Source organism: Iodobacter arcticus, assembly GCF_042664895.1.
In the GTDB taxonomy this organism is placed as follows: Bacteria; Pseudomonadota; Gammaproteobacteria; order Burkholderiales; family Chitinibacteraceae; genus Iodobacter; species Iodobacter arcticus.
The window spans coordinates 1-20,140 of sequence record NZ_JBHTBQ010000001.1; the positions used below are offsets into that span (position 1 = coordinate 1).

Genomic DNA, 20,140 nt, shown 5'->3' on the forward strand with positions numbered 1-20,140 from the left:
GACACCCCCTTACTGAGCGAATCAAAGATTCGCACGTTAAAGTAGTAAAGATGCAGTAAACAGAACCCCCGTACTCGAAAGAGGCGGGGGTTTTGCTTTGCGCGGAAGGAATGCCGCCTTCGCGTCACGATAACCTTCTGTGGTTTGCGTGTCGGGTTACGCATACAGCCGCTAACCCGACCTACAAGACCTACAAACTGGCATCCACTCAACATTTTGTGGATTATTCGCCTGTGTTTGCAAGGCTTAGCGCTAGCTCGTTTTGGGCTGTAGGGGTGAATGGGTGGAGATGGGCTAGGAATTGTTGGCTTGCTGCGGCCCACGAGAATTTTTCTGCGTGCTTACGTACGTCTTCACGGCTTAGTTTTAAAGAGTCTAAGCAGGCTTTTTGTAGGTCTGCATTGAGTGCACCGGGGCCATCTGTACCGATCACATCAATCGGACCTGTGACTGGATAAGCTGCAACGGGGCAGCCGCAGGCCATTGCTTCGAGCAGAACTAAGCCAAAAGTGTCTGTTTTAGAAGGGAAAACAAAAGAGTCGGCGGCATTGTAGACTTTGGCAAGTTCCTCTTGGCTGAGTACACCTAGCCAGTTGATATTAGGATATTTGCTGCGTAGCTGAGCGGCGGCAGGGCCATCACCACAAACCCATTTTGAGCCGGGTAAATCTAGCTCTAAAAATGCTTCGATGTTTTTTTCTACAGCCACGCGGCCTACGTATACAAAAATAGGGTGGCGTGTTTGCAGGCGGTCTCTGCTACCAGGGCTGAATATTTTTAGATCGACTCCGCGTGACCACATCACTACTTTTTTAAAACCACGCGCTTCTAAGTCTTTTACTACCACATGTGTAGGGGCCATGACGGCTTCTGCTGCATTGTGAAAGCGGGCCAACCAAGCGTAAGTCCAAGAAAGAGGAATGCCGATGCGTAGCTGTACATATTCTGGGAAACGCGAATGGTAGGCGGTGGTGAAGGGGAGTTTGTTGCGAATGCAATAACGGCGGGCCGATAGACCTAAGGGACCTTCGGTGGCGATATGGATGGCGTCTGGGTTAAATGCTTTGATGCGCTGCGCAATTTTTCTACCAGGAAATAGAGATAGTTGGATTTCTGGGTAGGTAGGGCAAGGAATGGTTTTGAATTCGAGGGGGGAGAGCACGTCAACGATGTGACCAAGATGTTCCAGTTCTTGACGGGTTTGCTTGAGAGTGCGAACCACGCCGTTGACTTGAGGTTCCCATGCATCAGTCACAATCAGAATATTCATGCTGTCATTCCTTCGAAAAGGGGAGAGTTAGGGGCGTACAGGTCGATTAGTTCGGCTTGTTGGTCGATAAAAAACTTTTGCCAAGTTAGGATACGGAGTTCGCCATTTTGTAATTCAACAAGAGCGGTGAGGCTTTCCACCCAATCGCCATCGTTACAGTAGAGCACGCCATCGATTTCACGCATTTCTGCTTTATGAATGTGGCCGCAGATCACGCCATCCAAGCCGAGTGCTTTGGCTTCGGCGGCAACTGCCGTTTCAAAATTAGATACAAAACTGACTGCCGACTTTACTTTGTGTTTCAGAAACTGCGACAAAGACCAATAACCTAAACCCATCCGTGCGCGGGCTCGGTTAAACCAATGGTTGAGTTTCAATGTAATGGTATAGAGGCGGTCTCCGACAATTGCCAGCCATTTTGCGCACTGCACAACGCCATCGAAGCGATCGCCATGTAGTACTAAGAAGCGTTTACCATTGGCCATGGTATGAATGACTTCATCTTCAATAATAATTTCGCCGAACATCAGCCCTAAAAACTGCCGTGCACCTTCGTCATGGTTGCCAGGGATATAGGTTACCTTGGTGCCTTTGCGGGCTTTTCTGAGGATTTTTTGGATGACATCATTGTGGCTTTGTTGCCAAAACCAAGAGCGTTTTAAGGCCCAGCCATCGATAATATCGCCGACTAAATAAAGATGATCGGCATCGCAATGCTTGAGAAAATCGAGTAAATAGGCGGTCTGGCAGCCTGATGTACCAAGATGCAGGTCAGAGATCCAAATGCTACGAAACTTGAGAGTGATCTCCGACATACGGGTGACTCTAGGAGGTGATGCATGAATAATGCCGCTTGTTTGTGACAGATCAGTGATATCGATGTTTGGATAGAATTAGTGAATACTTTCCACCACAGCCTTGCAGGAATAAAGATTTTGAAAAAAGAACGCCCTGATTCACCGTGTATTGCCGTTTGTTCGACCGCCTTAGGCGATGATATATGCCGGGGGTGCGGCCGCGATGTGGTCGAGGTTTCAACTTGGGTGATGATGAGTGATGAGCAGAAAGATAAAATCTGGGCGCGCCTAGAAGAGCAATGGCGGCAAGGCGGCAAAGTTGCGCCTTGGCTTAGATAGCTAGCGCAGGGTCCGTAGATAAGAGCGGCAATGGCCGCTCTTATCAGGCTAGGTTTAGCTACGTAGCTCCCAAACCCCATATTCAATACCGTTTTCGATTACCAGCACTCGCCATGCATAGTGCGGCTCTAATTGCGCACGTAGCGTTGCAAAGGCTTCTGGCCCGCGAGCCTGATCGAAGCGGCTCCAAACAATGTAGCGAATATTTTGACTTTTGAGCCAAGCATCAGCGTTGGGCAGGGACGCGTGATAAAAGGCGCGGATTTTGCCCGCTTCTGCCTGAATAAAAGGCGCTTGATTACGCCACAGGCTTTCATGATCTGGCCAGCCTAAAGCCGAAGCTTGGCCGCTGTGCAGGGCAAAGGCGCTGGCAGGCGTGTAGGAGCCACCGTCTAATCCTTCTAAAACGATCCCTTTCTCTGCCACACGCAGATGATTCAAAATCGCCCGTTGAACATAATCATTTTTTAACCAACCATCGCCAGCAAGTTGTCCAAGGCTGGTTTTAGGGTGATAGCGCCAATATTGTGCCTGTGGCAAAGCGTAGGCGCAGATGGCGATCAGTGGCACGGCGGCCAGATACCGCTGCCAGCGCATAGGGCTGCTAAGCACAATAGAGCCAAGCAATAAGAGCGCAGCTGGATAAAGCCAGGACCACCACTTTAAGGTGGAGTTAAAGCGGTTATAAGTGCCCGAAAGCGGATCGTTGATATACACGAATTCCATCAAGCCAAGCAGCAGTAAAACCCCTGCCCCACTCCAGAATGCCAGCCGATTTTTAGGCCCTTGGCCCAGAGCCAAAGCGGCCAACAGTAATACTGGCCACCAGATGGCTAAGCCTTGGCGCAGTGGCGTATGGTCATCTGCGGCCACAAAGGCAAAGCCCGCAGACAATGCATTTGGCGCGTAGCTATTGATAAAGGGGTAGAGCAGAACTAAGGCGCAGCCAGCACCAGCAAGCAAGTATTTTAAATAGCAAGCTTGCCGATCTGCCCGGCGATAGATACACCATCCTAATACCAGTAAGCCTTGCAAGGGCAGATTCCAGGCATTCACCGCAAGCAGCAGCGGCACACTTGCACCTAAAGCAAAAGCCAGTGGTTTAGCTTGCTGATCGTTTTCTAAGCGGATGATCAGCGCCAGCGCAAAAAAGAGCAGGGCAAAGCCTGCTAACGGCGGATGTAAATCGCCAAGGTAAATGTAATAAGACAGCGTTTCCAGTGGCAGCTCGCGAGGTGCTGCATCATCTGAGGTTGGGGCTACTTTAGGGAAAAGTGCTTGTCCTGCTGAGGTATTGATCTGCTGATCGTAAAGCCCTGCAAAGCGCGTATTAGCCCAGAGCTGGCTAATTGCCGCTTGATCGCTGTTGGCTGCTCCATAGAGCACAGGCAAAAGTGGGGCAACACCTGTACCACCGGCTAAGAGTGCGGCGATAAGCACGCCTTTTTTCCAGCGGGAAGTAAAAAAATGGCTGGCTACACTCCAGGCTAAGCTGATGGAAAAAGCGATGGTCAGGCAAAAGCCAAAGTTCATCGCTCGCCCGGCATCAAGAGCCAATATGCGGCCCATCAAGGCTGTGGCGTAATGTAAAAAGCCGTAATAAATATCGAAACGGTAAGCAGGGAGCCAGACATCGGTAGGGGGCAGCTGCATGCCACTGAGGTAGTTGGATACAAAGGCCAGATCAGTTAGGTGCTCTGATTGGCCATCAATATCGGGAAAAACAAAGCGCCAGGCAAACACATAAGCAAAGGGTAGCCAGAATGGCAGCTCAGATCGCCAAGCCCCTGATTTCCAGTGGCTAAATAATAAGGGCAAGCTGATGAGTGTACTGAGCGGCCAAACCCAGCTTAAACGGCCTAGGCCGATAAAATGTTCAATAAAGAAGAGGCCAGTCAGCAAAGCAAGTGTTCCGGCCGCTCTTGCAAGTTGTGCATCGGCGAAGTAGCGACTAAATAGGCGGCCTAGTGCGGCTAAATTTACAAGTAGAATGGCTGCTGTTAGCACCAAGTAAATCACATGCATTGCTTGCTCCGATATAAGGCTTTGCTGACAGATTGTACATAAGTGCAAGCTTAAAATGATTTAATGAGTGGTAATGGTCTGTTTTTGCTGACAGTCAGCCTTGTTTTGTGGGTGTTTACTATTCAGCTAAGCCAAGCTCTTGGCGCTATAAATATGAAAAGGGGAAAAAGGCGGCTTGCCAAGCGTGCGTGATTCCCGTTCAATCCACGTCGGGCAGCTCGCGCGTCTACTTGCACTCTGTATGGGCTTACTTAGCTTTTTATGATTTGTCTGCTGATCGCCGCTCACAAAAGAGTTCGGCTCTGCTTGGGTCTGCAAAATGAGGATATGAAGGGCGGCAGGTAATGACACCTTAAGCGGTAATAAAAACGTGTGGCGCTTTAAGCGTTTTATATGGATTTAACAAAGAGTACTGAATGGAAAAAATACTGAAATCAATGCAAGTAGCCACGGTAGATCATGCCTTTGGGCTGCTTTGCCAACTGATTGCCGAATTGCGCCCGGCTAAAGCTGAAAACACCACGCAAGCTGTGAACAATATTCAAGCGTTATGCTATTTACTTGAACAAAATATCGAGCTGCGTGCCGCTTTACGCCGCCATTTATTACATCTGTTGTCGACCACAAAACAAGTACATCTTTATACCGATACCGGCATTCTTTCGAATGAAAGCCTTTATGACGCACTGGTGCGGCGTATTGGCCATAGGCTGCTGCCGCCTAAGCTTAATTTATCGTCATTAAAAGATTTATTTGGCGCTGCTTTTAATTATTCCGATGATCATGTGTGGTTTGGTAATGTGCCGCATGAAGTGTGGCAGGATTTAGGCTTGGCTCTGCATTTTCATGATGAAACAGACAGAGAAAGTATTAACCGCACTTTGGTGCAAATGCTGGAAGCGATTCAGGTTTTGTCTTGTCGCGTTTCTGCCATTGGGCTTGAGCCGGAAATTGTAAAAAATCATCCGGATATTGAGCGGTTTGAATCGCCCTTTGTGCGGCAGAATGTCGAAACGCTGGCCTGGATAGAACGCTATCGTCAGGATTTAATTCATGATGGTAAGCCCAGCGAAGATGATTTACAGATTCGTGTATTGCTGGCGCAATGCGAAGAAGTCATTGCCAAAGTGCGTAAAAACGCCGCCAAGCAAGGCGTGTCAGTTAGCCTAACTTATTTATTGATTCGATTGCGTCAGCATATTGATCGCTTAAAAACATTACTAACTTTAGCGAATCCAGATCCATCCCCGGAAAAATCAGCCACTTTGCTGTATACCCTGCATGCTTTTGTAACGGCAGAAAATCGTAAGTACAGTTTGAAAGATTTATTTGCAGAAAATACCGAACTGTTGGCCTTACAGGTCACCGAACACGCCAGCCATACAGGCGAGCACTATATTGCCGAAACGCGCCGCGATTGGGCGGGGATGTTTAAATCGGCAGCCGGTGCCGGGGTGATTGTTGGCTTTATGGCCATGTTAAAAATTCTGATTACCAAAGCGCACCTGCCTTTGCTGCTCGAAGCGATTGCTTTTAGCTTGAATTATGCATTTGGCTTTATGTTTATCCATATTATGCACTTTACGGTAGCAACAAAGCAGCCTGCAATGACGGCAGCTAAAATTGCCGCATCGATTCATTTATCTTCTAAGCAAAAAGATGGCTTGAGTGATTTGGTTGAGCTGATTGTTAAAGTATTTAGAACGCAATTTGTGGCGATTGCCGGCAATGTTTTACTGGCCATGCCGGTGGCATTGCTGATTGGTATGGCTTGGCAATGGCAGCTGGGTGAGGCCTTTGTTAACACAGACAAAGCTAATCATTTATTGCAAGATTTAAGCCCGATTGCCAGCCTAGCTATTTTTCATGCGGCGATTGCCGGGGTATGTTTATTTATGTCGGGTTTGATTTCAGGTTATTACGATAACAAAGCAATTTATAATGAGATTCCTGAACGAATTGCTGCCCTGCCTTGGCTGAATCGCTTGTTTGGTATGGCCAGAACGCAAAGGATGGCTAATTATATTGAGCATAATTTAGGTGCTCTGGCGGGGAACTTCTATTTTGGGATTATGCTTGGATCTATTGGTACAATAGGTGCTCTGTTGGGGTTGCCGATTGATATCCGGCATATTACATTTTCATCTGCCAATTTTTCTTTTGCACTTGTTGCACAAAATTTCCAAATGGATTGGCATGTACTTGTGATTTCCCTCCTCGGGGTTGCTTTGATTGGGATGACCAATTTAGTGATTAGTTTTACTTTGGCGCTTTGGGTTGCATTACGTTCGCGTAAACTATCGTTTCGCCAGACAAGGCCTTTACTGGGCCAGTTGATACGCCGGTTTTTAAAACGGCCTGTAGACTTTTTTATTCCAACTAAAGAAGAAGTATCGAGTGAAGCAAATGGCAACAGGCATTGAGTCCATCATTGATGGCTTGGCAGAGCATGGCTTTGCCGTTATACCCGCGTTTTTAGAGAGCACCGAGGTCAATATCCTTGCCTCCGTGATGCAAGAGCGGCGTGATTTATTTCATCGGGCTGGTGTAGGCAGACAAGCCGGTCATACGGTGATTGAGAAAGTTCGTGGAGATGATATTTGCTGGGTTGAGCCTACTGATACCATCGCAGCTAAGGTATTAAGCCAGTTAGATGATTTGAAAAACGAGCTGAATGCGGCTTTGTATTTGGGTTTGAGTGAGCTGGAGTGCCATTTTGCGGCCTATCCGATTGGTAGTTTTTATTCGCGTCATTTAGATCAGCACCGGGGCGAAGATGCTCGGGTGATAACGATGGTTTTATATTTAAACCCGGAGTGGGAAAAAGATGATGGGGGAGAGCTGCGCTTATATTTAGATGACGCGAGCTATTTAGATATCCTTCCGGAAGGGGGCAAGCTGGTGGTGTTTTTATCTAATCGGTTTGAGCATGAGGTCTCAATTAGTAAGCGTGAGCGTTTATCATTAACAGGTTGGTTTCGTCGCAGATCGATGTGATTCAGCACAATAGCAGGCGTAAAGTGTAAACTTTACTCCTGCTATTCGTTCAACCATATCAGTAAGGCCTTTAGGGAAGCGGTATCAATGCAGAATAAGAGTTTCACCTCTTTGCTATATAGGGGTGACAGATGAGCTTACTTCGTCGTTTTTGTATTTTGATCTTGCTATTAAGTAGCTCGCCTTCGTGGGCTATTTCGGTTTTATTTATTAATCCGGGCAAACAAAGTGAAACATTTTGGCTGAGCGTCAGCCAGGCTATGGCTGCAGCTGCGCAAAATTTGGGCATGGAGTTCAGGGTTGTTTATGCAGATCGAGATCATTTGCGTATGCCTTCTTTGTTACAAAAAACGCTGGCTGAAGGGCCCAAGCCTGATTATTTAATTGTGGTCAATGAAAGGCAAATGGCCCCCCCTTTATTAGCGATTGCAGAGCAGGCACAGATTCCTACTCTGCTTGCATTAAATGATTTAACGCCTGAGCAGATGAAGCAGTTCGGGCCGCCTCGCTCCCACTTTAAATATTGGATAGGCAGTTTATATCCAGATAATCAGCAGGCTGGTTATCTGACGGGCAAGGCTTTATTAACACGATTAGTGCAAACGAAAAAACCGGCTGCCAATGGCTTCTATCAATTAGTGGCAATTGCAGGGGATAAATCGACGCCAGCATCACAGGCACGCGTGCAGGGTTTGCAAAAGGCTTTGCAAGAGTTTCCCAAGGTACAACTTAAGCAGATTGTTTATGGCAATTGGGGTAGAGGGCTGGCTGCAGAGCAGATGAATGTACTGAGCGATCGCTACCCTCAGGCGGCTGCGGTTTGGTGCGCCAGTGATCTGATGGCGTTTGGGGTGATTTCTAGCTTAGAGCAGCGTAAAGGGCCACATAAAGAAGTTCTGGTCTCTGCCATTAATTATTCCAATGACGCAGTCATGATGGTAAAAAATGGCCGCTTGAGTACTCTATCTGCCGGGCATTTTATGGTGGGAGCATGGAGCATGGTGCTGCTGTATGATTATGCTCATGGTCGGGACTTTATTGGGCAGGGAACACAAATACAATTGCCTTCATTTGGTTTAGTCAGCCCGTCGAACGCCCATTTATTCCTAGACCGGTTTAGCCCGCATGGTGTTAAGAAAATTCATTTTGCTAGCTATAGCAAAACACTTAATCCCAAAGTAAAGCAGTATGATTTTTCTTTAGAGTCCTTATTACAATGAGCGCACGTAAGCATTTTCAGCCGATCGCACAGCGGCTAAGTAAAATTTTATATCGCATTGGTTTTTTGCTGATGCTCGTGATTGTCATGGTTTATTCGGTACTGAGTTATTTTGATGTTGCTGAGAATTTACATGCGCAGCTAGTGAGTCTTGCTCAAGAGCACCGGCCTCGCTTAAGTGCTGCACTATGGGATATTGATCCGATTGCGATTACCGAAGAGCTCGATAGCCTCTCGGCAGTAAGCAGCGTGGCAGGCATTGCGCTGATTACACCCAGTGGTGCTCGTTATATGCGAGGGGTGAGTGACGAGGTTTCGAAAGAATTAAGCTATACCGTGGAATTAATGCATAAGAGCAGCATTATCCCGGTTGGCAGCTTAACCTTGATCAGTGATCGTTATGAGATCTGGAAACAGGTTGCTTATCGGGTATTGCCTTTTGCACTTGCCCAATTATTATTTGTGATGGGGCTCTTATTTGCCTTGCAGCTTTTTTTACGCAAAGTAGTATTAAGGCGTTTGGATGCATTGACGATTCATACCCATCTTTTGCGCCCCGATCATTTAGATACCGCTCCTCCACCGCCTTTATTTGAAAGCCCTGTGCGGGATGAATTGGATAATTTATTGCAAGGCTTTGCTAATTTGCAGAGTAATTTATTGCATCAGCAAAAGGAGCGGGGGCAATTAATTCATGCCTTAGCTGAGAGTCGTGATCAATTAGAGGTTGAAGTTGCACAGCGTACCGATGAATCGTTTTATTTGTCCGAATTTTTACAATTGCTATCCAAAGATGCGGCCCGATATTTAAGTATGCCGCTGGATGGGGCTGAGTTTGGTTTAGAGCAAACCTTAAAAGAAACGGGCCAACTGATGGGACTTGATACTTTAGTGGCGGTTCATTTTGCGGGTGAGGTTCAACAAGGCAGCGTTTATTTATGGCATAAGGGCAATAAGAAAATTCGGCCTGATTTTACTTTAGCAAAACGTAATTTGTTTCCATTAAGTGAAAAGAAACTGAATTCACAAGCTGCTTTCATGATGAGTGTGCCAAATGAATTGGCTGAAGAAAGTGGTGAGGCGGCATTATGCCGTGATTTGCATTTGGCTAAGCTGGTCGCTTTGCCTTTAGATTTTAATGGTGAGCGCCTAGGGGTTTTATTTGCAGGTTTATCTGATCAGCATCGCCAGTATTCTGAATTAGAAATGCGTTTACTCCCTCTGGTGGCGGGCTTATGTTCCAATGTATTAGCGCATCGCCGCCAGCAATTATCTCTGCAAGAAACAAAGAATGCTTTGCTGGCTGCAAATAAGCAATTAGAGCGTTTAGCGGGGCATGATGCTTTAACTGGAATTGCCAATCGGCGTACTTTTGATGAGGCGCTTTTGCAAGATATGCGCAGAGCAAAGCGCCACAGCAAGCCGCTTTTATTGATCGTGCTGGATGTGGATTTATTTAAGCAATATAGCGATTATTATGGCCGGGATGAGGGCGATATCGCTTTGCAGAAAATCGCCGCAGTATTAGGAAAGTTTGCAGAGCGTTCAGGTGATTGTGCGGCACGGATTGGCGAGAAAGAGTTTGTTCTGTTATTGCCTAATACCGATTTGCATGTGGGCAAATTACTGGCCGAGCGGCTTCGTTTAGCGGTTATTAAACTTGGGCTTTTACATGAAGATGGCTCAGCGCTGACGATTAGCCAAGGCCTTGCCACCTATGCCGGGCCAGAAGAAGTCAGCGCGGCTGACTTCTTGCGTATGGCAGATAAAGCGCTTTACCGCGCGAAGCGGGGTGGACGCAATCAGGCACAGTTCGTTGATTTAGCGACCTAAGCGCTGGCAAACGGTAGATACAGCACCCGCGGCATTGAGCGTATAGAAATGCAGGCCGGGTGCACCACCCGCTAAAACGCGATCTGATAGCTCGGTTACAAAGTCCAGACCAAAGGCACGGATCGATGCTGTATCGTCGCCAAAGGCTTGTAAACGCAGCCTTAGCCAGCGTGGAATTTCTGCCCCGCACATATCAGAGAAACGCGCCAATTGGCTAAAATTCTGAATAGGCATAATGCCCGGCACAATAGGAATGGTTACGCCGCGCGCATTCACTTCGTCTACAAAACGGAAATAAGCATCGGCATTAAAAAAGTATTGGGTAATGGCCGAATCCGCACCTGCCCGTACTTTATTTACAAAATTACGAATATCGGCTTCGGCGCTTTGTGCCTGCGGGTGAAATTCGGGATAGGCAGCCACTTCAATATGAAACCAATCGCCAAATTCATTGCGTAAAAAACTCACCAATTCATTGGCATAACGAAACTCGCCAAAATCCCCCATCCCCGAAGGAATATCACCACGCAAAGCCACAATATGGCGAATGCCGTGGTCTTTATAGTTTTGCACAATGCTGCGAATACTTTCTTTGGATGAGCCTACACAGGATAGGTGTGGCGCAGCAGAATGACCCTCGGATTGGATATCCAATACGGCGTTCAGCGTGCCTTCCTGCGTTGTACCACCCGCACCAAAGGTCACAGAAAAGAATTCAGGCTTAAATTGCGCCAATTGCCGACGCGTTGTGCGTAGCTTTTCTGCGCCTTCTGGCGTTCTCGGGGGGAAAAATTCAAAGCTGATAGGGGAAGGCGTCATGATTTTTTATCCTCTGTACTAATCAAATCATCTTAACATTGCCTCTCTATTTATTGCATGCAGGCTATTCATTGCAAATATGAAAGAAATGAGCGAATTATGGGGGAAATTGCCGCATTTATTAGACTACGCGTAGCGATACTTCAAGAGGTATCTTTTTAAATTCAAAGGCTTAGCTTCTTGTTATCTTGTTGTATGCTGACGCAGTGCTTATGACTACTTCATAGAAAGTAGTGGGCACTTTCAATATACTTAATAAGGATGGAGTTATGACTAAAAAGACTAGCGGCACCCGTATTGCCGTGTTAATTGCCTCGTTGATGCTGAGTATTTCAGCATTCGCTTTGGATAACTGGCAGGAGGGAAAGATCTATAGCAGCGGCACTCAAGTGATGTATGCAGGTAAAATCTATCAAGCTTTGGTGACCGCCAAAGTGGTGGCCGATTCACTCAGCTGCCTGACCAAGCTACAAAGCTGCGGCAGTATCAAGCCAGCCAAAGCGTATCCGGATTATCGTGGCGTGATGACATGGTCGATCAATTGGGATAAGTACGATGGGTAGAATTTTTCTAAGGCCGCTGCTTTAAAAGCACTGCCTTAGCGCCAAGGTTGTGATGGGGAGTGTTGGGTTACGCGGTAAAGCTGCTAACCCGACCTACGTCGCTTCCCGAAAAATTCTCAACCCCATCATCCCCGAGTGTTTTTATCGGGGATCCAGTCGTGCTACTGGATTCCCGCCTACACGCGGGAATGATGGCATTTCGGGAAGTTGAAGAGCCTACGTATTGTGCTGCCTTTAGGTGCAAAAAGTCGCTGTCGTTTTCTCGCTCACAAAATGATTGCCATCACCCTGTAGTTTTACAATACGCTGATCTCGCTTGATTTCCCAATCATCTACCGGATAAGTTTTGGCCCAAGCGCACATTAACTGCTGGTCTTGTCTGGATAGTTTGAGTTGATAGCGCTCATACATATAAAAATGGATGCGGGCAATGCGGCCGCGGACTTCTTCTCTTGGCTGGGCTTTTTTATTTTTAAAGTCGACAATCGTTTTGCATTGGCCATACATGGGTTCGGGTTTACTGGTCCATGCGCTATAAGAGAAATTGCTGCGATCGCCATTTACTTCGCCCACCGATGGCACTAAGTTCACCAGATTGCCTTCGGCACTTTTAAATTGTGGATCATTATTACTGCAGTTTTTGCGGCCGCCGTTTTGCCAGCATTGCCGCTGATGGCCTAATACCCAAGCTGGTACAACATGCTCCCATTCTAAGCGCTGGGCGCGGGCTTCGTTTTTTCTGGGGATATAGCCACAGCTGGCCAAATCCATTTCCTTGCCCTGATAGGCGCAACCGCAGTAAAAATCGCTTTCCATGCCGCGAAATACATCGGGTAAAACTTGCTTGGCACGGTTGAAATCCCGCGGGCCTGTGGCGGTACGGCCGCTTACTAATTCCACCGGCTCGTCAGGGGCGTTGTTTGGTTCTACTTCATTTTTTTGATTGAGTGCTTTATCTAAGGCCATTTCACCCAGCTTGGCGAGGGTTTTGGCTTCTTGGCTATGGGCTATTTTTGCGATTTGAGCCATGCTGCTATCGTCACAAGCGCTTAAACTGCAAATCAGAAGTGTTATGGCAATTGCATAATTGCTATGCTTTTTATTAAACGGCATTGCTTCGGTTTATTCCTGTACGGATTATTGTGTGATTGGCAAATAGAGCTGCATTTTATAAGACGCAGTGCATGGCATATTGCTTTTACAGGAAGTAAAAGAGGCTTAATAGGTGATTATTTCTTAGTGACTTGAATTAATTGTCTTTTTTAAGCACTCACACGAACAAAGCGCTCTTTAAATAAAAAGCCCTGCACCATATCTACATCCAGCTCACGGGCAATGGCGAGCTGCTCTATAGTTTCTATCCCTTCTAGTACAGTGCGTTTCCCTGAATCTTTTGCATAGCGAATCAAGCTTTCTAAAGCCATGCGATGATTGGTTTGATGCAGACTATCAAACCAGCTGCGATCAAATTTTAAGCAATCGACTGTAATCAAGATGGGGAGCGATAGCATGGAATGAGGAGAGCCAATATCGTCTAATGCTAATTGGATATTCTTTTCATGAAATGCTTTGGCCATATTGGCGCTTTGGCGCGCATCAGAGATATCACTATTTTCTATGATCTCGAGCACCACATGTGTGCGGCAATGAATAAGCTCAAGTAAGGGATTGATTGAACCTGCAACATCGGCCACAGCATAGGCATCGGGATCAAGATTTAAAAACAATTCGCCGCTGGGGGCATTTTCTAATTGCAGTTGCTTCATGCGGTATTCCACTTGAAACAAAGTGAGCGGGCTTTCGTGTAGTGCATTAAAAAAATGATCGGCACGCAGCAGCTGCTCATCGCCCTGATAAAAACGGGCGAGCGCTTCATGGGCGATTGTTTCTAGACTGTGCGTATGAATTAAAGGCTGGTATTCAACGCCAAACCGTTGCTGTTGAATGACATCAAGCAAGAGGATTGGGGATAATTTAGGCATTGATTTTTTTAATGAGAATAGTTCTCGTATTTTATAATGACTTAGATGCGGTGGTGTAAGAAAAATACTTACATGTCATGTAGTTGTTTTAGGCGGGAAGTGGCGGTGGTTTTTGCAGTAACCCGCCAGATGTTAAGCGAACAACGGCGTAAGCAGAGGGGCAATTAACACCATCACCACGCCAGAAACCATCATTGTAATGCAGGCCACTACGCCTTCTTCATTGCCAATTTCTCTCGCCTTTGCCGTGCCAACCGCATGGGCCGCAGCGCCAAATAAAGCGCCGCGTGCCAGTCTGGAGCGAAGCGGCAATAGCACCAGCATCAGCTCGCCAAACAGCATGCCCATCAAGCCGGTAATGACTACAAATAAAGCAGTTAGCTCGTGCGATCCACCCCAAGTATCGGATACCGCTAGTGCAAAAGGCGTAGAGATTGATCTGGGCAAAAGGCTGCGGGTGAGCTCAGGCGATAAATGAAATAGCTTGGCGAGTAAAACGCAGCTCAGTAGTGCGGTGATACAGCCCGCAATGACTCCGGCAGATAAAGCCAGCCAGTGCTTCACCATTAGGGCGCGGTATTCATATAGAGGCACAGCAAAAGCAACAGTCGCAGGGCCAAGCAACCATAGCAACCAGCGAGTATCGGAATAATAAGTTTCATAAGGGGTATGCGTCAGCAGCATAAAAGCCACCAGCAGCACGGGTGTTAACACCAGCGGTGCTAGCCACCAGCGCTGATGGCGTGCGTATAAAAACTTGGCCAGAGCATAAGCACTAATCGTCAGCACGAGGCAGATCAGGGCGAGGGTGGAGGTTGTCATGATGCTGCTCGCTTTTTAGCCTTGGCCAAACGTAGCTTATGTTCAATTTTAAAAAAGCGATCAACCACTAGCGCAGTCACGCACATCACCAGTGCCGTACCCAAGAAAATCACCACCAAGAGCTGCCAGCCTTCGCTGATAAAAAGTGCTTTGTACTTAACCATTGCGACAACTGCAGGTACAAAAAACAATAGCATCTCGGCTAGCAGCCATTGAGCGCCATCTTTTACCCAACTGAGTGGCGCTCCCAAAAGCAGTAGTACAAAGACAATGCCCAGCCCCAATACGCCGCCCGGCACCGGCAAGCCAGTGCGGCGTACAAACCAGTCAGATGCCAGCCAGATGGCAATCAAGAGGCCAATTTGGGCAAGCACACGGAAAAAGGAAAACAGCTTGTTAGGCACGACTTCAACTCCTTGTCATAGGGCTTGATCTTACGCCCTCTAGATAAATAGCTGAAATGACTTATTATCATAATATCTATTCCAATTTGGCATGAGTCGTGGATATCAAAGCATTGCGTTATTTTATCGAAGTGGTGAACTTGCAAAGCTTTACTGCAGCGGCTGCAGCACTGAATGTGACTCAGCCTACCATTAGCAAAATGGTCAAAAATCTGGAGGAAGAGCTGGGTGTGCCGCTACTGCTACGTGAGTATCGTCGCTTTCATTTAACCGATGCGGGCCGCGTGGTGCTGAAACGTGGTCAGGAAGTGCTGGCAGCAGAAGCACGCCTGCAAGCCGAGCTGGCTGATCTAAATACCATGGCGGTGGGCGAGTTGGCGTTAGGCGTGCCACCTTTGGCTGGTATGTTATTTATCCCGCTGATTGCTCATTTCAAACGTCTTTATCCGCAGATCGAGCTGACCTTACGTGAAGAAGGTGGCAAGGCTATTGAAGCCGCCTTGGACGCGGGGGAGCTAGAGGTGGGCGGATTGCTGCTGCCCGTCGATGAAAATCGCTTTGAAACGCTGCCGCTATCGGATGACCGTCTGGTTTTAGTTGCATCAACAATATCCAAATGGCAGGGCCGATCTGCCGTACGTCTGATCGAGCTGAGCACGGAGCATTTTGTACTCTACAGCGCTTCATATTCGCTCAACGACAGAGTACTGGCGGCCTGCCAGACGCAAGGCTTTAGCCCACAAATTGCAGGGCGTAGCGGGCAATGGGAGTTTATGGTGGCCTTGGTCGAAAGTGGCCTAGGCGTGGCGCTCCTCCCCGAATCCGTCGCCCGCCGCATTACCCCCGGCCGCTGCGTGATCGCAGCCCTAAGTGAGCCCGAAATTCCATGGCGAATCGCGCTGGGCTGGCGCAAAGATGTCTATCTATCGCACGCAGCAAGGGCATGGATTGAGGCGTTGCGGTGAGGGTGATTTGCAAAAGGAGAGCGCACGCTTGCTGTTTCAGAAACGCAGGCGAAAAAAAAGGATTTCAGGCTGAGCCTTGAAATCCTTAATTTATCTGTACCTAACGAGTGGTGCCCGGGGTCGGACTCGAACCGACACACCTTGCGGCGAGGGATTTTGAGTCCCTTGCGTCTACCAATTTCGCCACCCGGGCTCGTTCAGTGCAGGAGTCGGATTATGTAGAAACCCGCTTTGCTTGGCAAGTATTATCTGCCGTTAATCACGTATTTTTACTAAAAAATAATATAGATTGTTGTTATCTAAGGCAGTTTTCTTATTGAAAGTTTGCCGATTCATACCGCTAGCTGAACAAAAAATAGGGTGCTTGGATGGATTTGTCAGCAAACTTTCTGTCTTTCTCCAGCCAAAAAGATAGTTATGCTTCTTTTTTAAGCGTTAAAGCGCGTTCATACAGTGCATTTTTAGGTGCGCCGGTGATGGATACGGCCAGAGCCACGGCTTGTTTGAGTGGTAGCTCGGCAATCAGTGGCAATAAAACGCTATCGTAATCGGCACCATCGGCTTTGGTCGCTCGTGGTGCTGCATTCACCACCACCACTGATTCGCCCCGCTCCTGATTGCTATCGCTGGCGACCCAAGCGGCTAGCTCACCAAGTGGCAGGCGGCGGATGGTTTCAAAGGTTTTGGTGATTTCACGGCAGAGCACCGCTTCACGATCCGGGCCAAATACGCTGGCCATATCGTTTAAACAATCCACAATACGGTGTGGCGCTTCATAAAATACGCTAATAAAGCTTTGATCTTTTAGCTCGGAGAGTGCATCGCAGCGTTGCTTGGTTTTTGGCGGTAAAAAGCCATAAAACAAGGCATGCGGGCAGTTGAAACCACTGGCTGATAAGGCGGTTGTCAGTGCAGAAGCACCAGGAACAGGGATAATCTTGCAGCCGGCTGCATGTGCTGCTGCAGCAAGCAGGGCTCCCGGGTCAGATACGGCAGGTGTTCCCGCATCGGATACTTGGGCGATGGTTTCGCCAGCCAGCATGCGGGCAACGAGTTTTTCAGCCATGCTGTGTTCGTTGTGCTCACGCAAAGACACCATCGGTGTTGAAATATTAAAATGTTTAAGTAGCTGCCCAGTGACACGGGTATCTTCGGCCGCGATCACATCGGCGCCTTTTAACGCGGCAATGGCGCGAGGCGTCATGTCGTTAAGGTTACCGATTGGGGTGGCCACCACATATAATGCGGACTTAATAATAGGATTGGATTCTGTATGCACGCTAAGGCTCTCCTTTTTGCTTCGGAATTGCGCAGTGCGCTAGGGTCCGTACTATACGGTGCTGTACTGCTTACTGCCATAGCAGGCTGTGCTGCTGGGCCAGTTATTCCTGCTGTGGCGGCAAAGCCAACGTTTACGATTGCAGCACAGGCCCCCGCCGCTGAGGCAAGTGCGGTGCACGTTTTACCCCTCGTACCAACTACAGATCCTAAACCTGTGCGCCGTGATGGTTTTATTGCGGTATTGCTACCGGGCAAGAGCAAAGCAATGCGCCCAGCCGTGGATGCGATTAAAGCCGGGGTGCTGGCGGCAGAAAAATCGAATGGTAATGCTGAGCTGCCAGCGGTAAAAATTTTTGATACGGACGATTTGCCTGAAGAGGTGCTGCAGCAATTTAAACAGCTGAGCCAGCAAGGTGCGGTGGCGGTGATCGGGCCTTTAACTAAGCCATCGATTAATTATCTGGCGGATACAGGTGAGTTTGATATTCCTGTGATTGCTTTGAACTCCTTTGATGAAAAAACATTGCGCCGTGCCCAGCTCTATAGCTTTTCTTTATCAATAGAGCAAGAAGCCCAGCAAATGGCCAAGCATATGTTTGATGAAGGCTTGCGTATGCCTCTGGTTTTGCAGGGTGATAGCCCTTTGTCAGCAAGGATGGTGCAGGGTTTTGCTGATGCCTGGCAGGAGGCAAATGGCTCATTACCTAAAATTTTTACTTTAAAAGATGCACGCAGCCAGGCGCAGCTTTTGCGCGATCAGCTGAAAGAAGGCGAGCATGATTCGGTTTTTTTTGCGGCTAATTCGAGGCAAACGCGCTTATCTCGCCCTTTTGTGGGTAATGAGCGGCCCGTTTATGCCACCAGCCAAATTAATCCTGGCCATTTGAGCAGAACGGCCCGTGTGGACATGAATGGCATTCGTTATTTAGAAGCACCGTGGATTTTGAATCCGTTAAATAGCGATTACACCTTATTAAACCGCACGCGTTCTAAATCAAATGATGTTGAGCGTTTATTTGCTTTGGGCGTTGATGCTTGGAAATTAGCCACGCTATTAAGTAAAAAAGAAGAGATTAATTTTGATGGTTTAAGCGGTGGTATTAGTTTGGGCAGTGGTGGTCTGATTGTGCGCGAGCTAACGCTGAATACTTTTAGTAGCGCAGAAGAAAGCGCGCCGGTTATTCCTGCGCCATGAATAATTTAGGCCTTGCCGCTGAAAACGCAGCCGTGATTTTTTTGCAGCAGCAGGGCCTAAAAATCATTGCGCGCAACTGGCAATGCCGCCGTGGTGAAATTGACATACTCGCTAAGGATGGTAATACCTTAGTATTTGTAGAGGTGCGACAGCGCCGTAATGCGCGCTTTGGCGGGGCCGCGGCCAGCATAAGCCCGGCGAAACGCGCTAAACTGCGGGCGACAGCACAATATTACCTATTAAAAGTTTCCCCTATGCCACCTTGCCGCTTCGATGCAATTTGCTTTGAAGGGGAAACGATCAACTGGCTCAAAAACTGTATAGACGCCACTGAGGGATAAAAATGGATTTAGCACAACGTATTCGACAGCATTTTCTAGATAGCATCGACGCCAAACAAATGGCGATGGAGCTGCTCTCTCCAGGGATTCGCATTGGTGCCGAGAAAATGGTGCAAACCTTTATCTCGGACGGCAAAATCTTAACGTGTGGCAATGGTGGCTCCGCTGCTGATGCACAGCACTTTGCCGCAGAAATGGTGGGCCGCTTCGAGCGTGAACGCCCAGGTTTGGCGGCCATCGCTTTATCGACTGATACCTCGACCATCACCGCAATTGCTAATGACTATGACTACGATCTGGTTTTCTCTAAGCAAGTACATGCCTTGGGGCGCCCAGGCGATTTGCTGATTGCGATCTCTACATCGGGCAATTCGGCCAATGTGATTTCAGCGATTCACGCCGCGCATGATCGGCAAATGAACGTCATTGCCTTTACTGGGCGGGACGGCGGCCAGATTGGTGAGAGTCTTTCGGGTGACGATGTGCATTTGTGTGTGCCGGTGCAGCGCACGGCGCGGATTCAGGAAGTACATATCACCATGATTCATGCCTTATGCGACGCGGTTGATTATATGCTGCTGGGTGGCGAATGATGCAGCTAAAAAGCGCATTACTCGCCTTGGGGCTGGCAGCATCTTTATCTGCTTGCGTGCCGATTCTGTTAGTAGGCGGCGTAGCCGTTGGCGCGATGGTGGGGTCGGATCCACGTAAATCAGAAGTGATTAAAACGGATTTTGATTTAGGTGCCAAAATTAGCAGCGATTTGATCGATACATGGAAAGAGAAAGCCCATGTGAATGTGACAGCCTTTAATGGCATCGTGCTGCTGACAGGTGAAGTGCCAGATGAGGCGGCTAAAGCCAAGGCGTATGAGATTGCGCAGCGGCAATCAAGGACGCGCAAGATCTACAATGAAACCGTTGTTTCAGTGCCCTCTACGGCCGCGAATCGCTTATTCGATACGCAGCTAACTGCAAGGGTTAAAACGGCACTATTGACGGATGCAAATGATGCTGATGCGCTCCATTTGCAGGTGATTACCGAGCGTAGCGTAGTTTATTTGATGGGGGTAAGCAGGCCCGACATCGCCGAATCTGCCGCCCGTGCGGCTAGCCGTGTATCGGGTGTGCGGCAGGTGGTGAAGCTGGTTGAGCCTTTAGCGGCTAATTAGCTGCGAATGGTTTAAATAGAACAGCGAGCGAGCTGGCTCGCTGTTGCACTGCATAAAAATCATGACCGATGGTCGGCAAGATGGGTAAAGATTTGCGCGAGCAGTGCTTTTGCTTAC

General features: G+C 48.1%; 20 protein-coding genes and 1 tRNA gene. 11 read left to right on the forward strand and 10 right to left on the reverse strand.

The window, feature by feature from the left end:
- Window positions 1-223 precede the first annotated feature (223 nt).
- Window positions 224-1,270, reverse strand: a complete 1,047-nt coding sequence (locus tag ACFQNF_RS00005) for a glycosyltransferase family 4 protein (RefSeq protein ID WP_380185155.1) — start codon at window positions 1,268-1,270, stop codon at window positions 224-226.
- Window positions 1,267-2,085: a UDP-2,3-diacylglucosamine diphosphatase gene (locus ACFQNF_RS00010; protein WP_046351363.1), complete on the reverse strand. Its 819-nt coding sequence runs from the start codon at window positions 2,083-2,085 to the stop codon at window positions 1,267-1,269. The genes ACFQNF_RS00005 and ACFQNF_RS00010 overlap by 4 nt, the downstream gene beginning before the upstream one ends.
- Window positions 2,086-2,205: 120 nt before the next feature.
- Here ACFQNF_RS00010 and ACFQNF_RS00015 point away from each other — a divergent pair, with 120 nt between their 5' ends.
- Window positions 2,206-2,406: a DUF1289 domain-containing protein gene (locus ACFQNF_RS00015; RefSeq protein ID WP_231743276.1), complete on the forward strand. Its 201-nt coding sequence runs from the start codon at window positions 2,206-2,208 to the stop codon at window positions 2,404-2,406.
- Window positions 2,407-2,460: 54 nt separating this feature from the next.
- Here ACFQNF_RS00015 and ACFQNF_RS00020 read toward each other — a convergent pair whose 3' ends face one another.
- Window positions 2,461-4,431 (reverse strand): DUF2298 domain-containing protein, encoded by a 1,971-nt coding sequence (locus ACFQNF_RS00020; RefSeq protein ID WP_380185157.1) that lies wholly within the window; start codon window positions 4,429-4,431, stop codon window positions 2,461-2,463.
- Window positions 4,432-4,847: 416 nt separating this feature from the next.
- Between ACFQNF_RS00020 and ACFQNF_RS00025 the strand changes: the two genes are divergently transcribed.
- From ACFQNF_RS00025 to ACFQNF_RS00040, 4 genes are all read left to right on the forward strand, one after another.
- Window positions 4,848-6,854 (forward strand): site-specific recombinase, encoded by a 2,007-nt coding sequence (locus ACFQNF_RS00025; protein ID WP_380185159.1) that lies wholly within the window; start codon window positions 4,848-4,850, stop codon window positions 6,852-6,854.
- Window positions 6,838-7,428, forward strand: coding sequence for a 2OG-Fe(II) oxygenase (locus ACFQNF_RS00030; RefSeq protein ID WP_380185161.1), 591 nt, complete (start codon window positions 6,838-6,840; stop codon window positions 7,426-7,428). Before ACFQNF_RS00025 ends, ACFQNF_RS00030 begins: the two co-directional genes overlap by 17 nt.
- 131 nt (window positions 7,429-7,559) lie before the next feature.
- On the forward strand, window positions 7,560-8,648 hold the full coding sequence (locus ACFQNF_RS00035; protein WP_380185162.1) for an ABC transporter substrate-binding protein: 1,089 nt from the start codon (window positions 7,560-7,562) through the stop codon (window positions 8,646-8,648).
- The gene (locus tag ACFQNF_RS00040; protein WP_380185163.1) at window positions 8,645-10,480 is read left to right on the forward strand and encodes a GGDEF domain-containing protein; all 1,836 of its coding nucleotides are present in this window, start codon (window positions 8,645-8,647) and stop codon (window positions 10,478-10,480) included. The genes ACFQNF_RS00035 and ACFQNF_RS00040 overlap by 4 nt, the downstream gene beginning before the upstream one ends.
- On the opposite strand, the gene metF is transcribed toward ACFQNF_RS00040, so the two are convergent.
- Window positions 10,469-11,299 carry a methylenetetrahydrofolate reductase [NAD(P)H] gene (gene metF / locus ACFQNF_RS00045; RefSeq protein ID WP_380185164.1) on the reverse strand — a complete coding sequence of 277 codons (831 nt, stop codon included), beginning with the start codon at window positions 11,297-11,299 and terminating at the stop codon, window positions 10,469-10,471. The two genes, ACFQNF_RS00040 and metF, sit on opposite strands and share 12 nt — an antisense overlap.
- Before the next feature lie 269 nt (window positions 11,300-11,568).
- On the opposite strand from metF, the gene ACFQNF_RS00050 reads away from it, so the two are divergent.
- Entirely contained in the window at window positions 11,569-11,862 is a 294-nt protein-coding gene (locus ACFQNF_RS00050; protein WP_380185165.1) for a hypothetical protein, read from the forward strand.
- 234 nt (window positions 11,863-12,096) lie between these two features.
- On the opposite strand, the gene ACFQNF_RS00055 is transcribed toward ACFQNF_RS00050, so the two are convergent.
- The 4 genes from ACFQNF_RS00055 to ACFQNF_RS00070 all read right to left on the reverse strand — a co-directional run bounded on the left by ACFQNF_RS00055 (window position 12,097) and on the right by ACFQNF_RS00070 (window position 15,070).
- Entirely contained in the window at window positions 12,097-12,891 is a 795-nt protein-coding gene (locus ACFQNF_RS00055; RefSeq protein WP_380185166.1) for an endonuclease, read from the reverse strand.
- Window positions 12,892-13,124: 233 nt separating this feature from the next.
- Window positions 13,125-13,844: an EAL domain-containing protein gene (locus ACFQNF_RS00060; RefSeq protein WP_380185167.1), complete on the reverse strand. Its 720-nt coding sequence runs from the start codon at window positions 13,842-13,844 to the stop codon at window positions 13,125-13,127.
- 132 nt (window positions 13,845-13,976) lie between these two features.
- Window positions 13,977-14,666 carry an LrgB family protein gene (locus tag ACFQNF_RS00065; protein WP_380185169.1) on the reverse strand — a complete coding sequence of 230 codons (690 nt, stop codon included), beginning with the start codon at window positions 14,664-14,666 and terminating at the stop codon, window positions 13,977-13,979.
- Complete coding sequence (locus ACFQNF_RS00070) at window positions 14,663-15,070, reverse strand: CidA/LrgA family protein (RefSeq protein WP_380185170.1); 408 nt, start codon at window positions 15,068-15,070, stop codon at window positions 14,663-14,665. Before ACFQNF_RS00070 ends, ACFQNF_RS00065 begins: the two co-directional genes overlap by 4 nt.
- Before the next feature lie 98 nt (window positions 15,071-15,168).
- Here ACFQNF_RS00070 and ACFQNF_RS00075 point away from each other — a divergent pair, with 98 nt between their 5' ends.
- Complete coding sequence (locus tag ACFQNF_RS00075; RefSeq protein WP_380185172.1) at window positions 15,169-16,035, forward strand: LysR family transcriptional regulator; 867 nt, start codon at window positions 15,169-15,171, stop codon at window positions 16,033-16,035.
- A gap of 108 nt (window positions 16,036-16,143) precedes the next feature.
- On the opposite strand, the gene ACFQNF_RS00080 is transcribed toward ACFQNF_RS00075, so the two are convergent.
- Window positions 16,144-16,228 (reverse strand) — tRNA-Leu (locus ACFQNF_RS00080).
- A gap of 222 nt (window positions 16,229-16,450) precedes the next feature.
- The gene (gene rsmI, locus ACFQNF_RS00085; protein WP_380185173.1) at window positions 16,451-17,314 is read right to left on the reverse strand and encodes a 16S rRNA (cytidine(1402)-2'-O)-methyltransferase; all 864 of its coding nucleotides are present in this window, start codon (window positions 17,312-17,314) and stop codon (window positions 16,451-16,453) included.
- Here rsmI and ACFQNF_RS00090 point away from each other — a divergent pair.
- From ACFQNF_RS00090 to ACFQNF_RS00105, 4 genes are read left to right on the forward strand one after another with little or no spacing between them, the layout of a single operon-like run.
- On the forward strand, window positions 17,309-18,511 hold the full coding sequence (locus ACFQNF_RS00090; protein WP_380185175.1) for a penicillin-binding protein activator: 1,203 nt from the start codon (window positions 17,309-17,311) through the stop codon (window positions 18,509-18,511). The two genes, rsmI and ACFQNF_RS00090, sit on opposite strands and share 6 nt — an antisense overlap.
- Window positions 18,508-18,852 carry a YraN family protein gene (locus ACFQNF_RS00095; protein ID WP_380185177.1) on the forward strand — a complete coding sequence of 115 codons (345 nt, stop codon included), beginning with the start codon at window positions 18,508-18,510 and terminating at the stop codon, window positions 18,850-18,852. Before ACFQNF_RS00090 ends, ACFQNF_RS00095 begins: the two co-directional genes overlap by 4 nt.
- A 2-nt stretch (window positions 18,853-18,854) precedes the next feature.
- The gene (locus ACFQNF_RS00100; protein ID WP_380185179.1) at window positions 18,855-19,445 is read left to right on the forward strand and encodes a phosphoheptose isomerase; all 591 of its coding nucleotides are present in this window, start codon (window positions 18,855-18,857) and stop codon (window positions 19,443-19,445) included.
- Entirely contained in the window at window positions 19,442-20,023 is a 582-nt protein-coding gene (locus ACFQNF_RS00105) for a BON domain-containing protein (RefSeq protein ID WP_380185181.1), read from the forward strand. Before ACFQNF_RS00100 ends, ACFQNF_RS00105 begins: the two co-directional genes overlap by 4 nt.
- Window positions 20,024-20,140: the final 117 nt, after the last annotated feature.